Source organism: Microvirga tunisiensis, from assembly GCF_009296175.1.
GTDB classification, from domain to species: Bacteria; Pseudomonadota; Alphaproteobacteria; order Rhizobiales; family Beijerinckiaceae; genus Microvirga; species Microvirga tunisiensis.
This window is the reverse complement of record NZ_VOSK01000846.1, coordinates 1-1018: the sequence shown is the minus strand read 5'-3', so window position 1 is coordinate 1018 and position 1018 is coordinate 1. Positions and strand designations below refer to the sequence as shown.

Genomic DNA, 1018 nt, shown 5'->3' with positions numbered 1-1018 from the left:
TACTACTGTGTCATAAACTTTGTGTGGCAGCAGGGACATCGTGGGAGCCTTCGCACGAGAGTGCAGATGAGTTCAGCCCGGATGGTGGCGATCGACTGGGCGACGTGGCGTTCGGGGCGGATGGGTGCAGCCGCGAGGCTGGTCGGCTTTCGATAGGCGGGACGCTTTACCGATGGTGAGCCGGACGGACGCTGAGGGGGAAAACCGGCTCCGCTCGGAGACCAGAAACCCGTAAGCCGCGATGCACAGTGTGGCGTGATGATGAAAGCCGCGCCAGCCCCGTCCCTCAAAGTGGCCCAGACCGATCTCCTGCTTGAGTTCCTGATAATCCCGCTCAATGCGCCAGCGCAGCTTCGCCAGATCAACAAGGTCCCGCAGGACAGTGTCGGCTGGTAGGGTCGAGAGCCAGTACTTGGTCGGCCGCTTCTCGCCCTCTGGCCACTCGATCAAGCACCACTCCTCCGGCCGCAGGGTCGCACGCCAGTAGTCGCGGTGCGCCGGCCGAACGCGGACGGCCGCAAAGCGCGACGTCAGCGGAACCTTGGAGCCTTCACGCCACGTGACGACGTGCCAAGCCTTGTGGGGCAGATCTTTCGCTAACTTCAGGGCTGAGACCGGCTTATGCTGAGCGTCCCTCCGCAACAGTGTGGGCGGACGCCCACGCCCGCTCCAGGGCTGCGGCGGCAGGGGCCCGGTGCCGGGCGCCCACAGGCTGGTGCTCGACGCAATCCCCACGATGTAGATCAGGCCCATCCGGGTCAGTGCCGTGCGAAACGCCGTCTCAGAGCCATAGCCGGCATCCGCCAGCACCACCGCCCGAGACACTCCCGCCAACAGCGCCGCCCGGATCTGAGCGAGTGCGATGGTGGGTTTGCTGTGGAAGGCAACGGTCTCTGGCACACCGGCCTTGATCCGTCGCTCGGGATCCAGCGCCCACTCCTTGGGCAGATACAGCTGAAAGGCGATCGGCAGACTGGCGTCGTCGTTGGCCAGCGACAGGCTCACGGCGACCTGGCAG

1 protein-coding gene is annotated in these 1018 nt (G+C 65.4%); it reads right to left on the bottom strand.

The window, feature by feature from the left end:
- Positions 1-72: 72 nt before the first annotated feature.
- Positions 73-1018, bottom strand: a 946-nt coding sequence (locus tag FS320_RS44065) for an IS701 family transposase (protein ID WP_152718741.1), incomplete at its 5' end; no start/stop codon positions are given.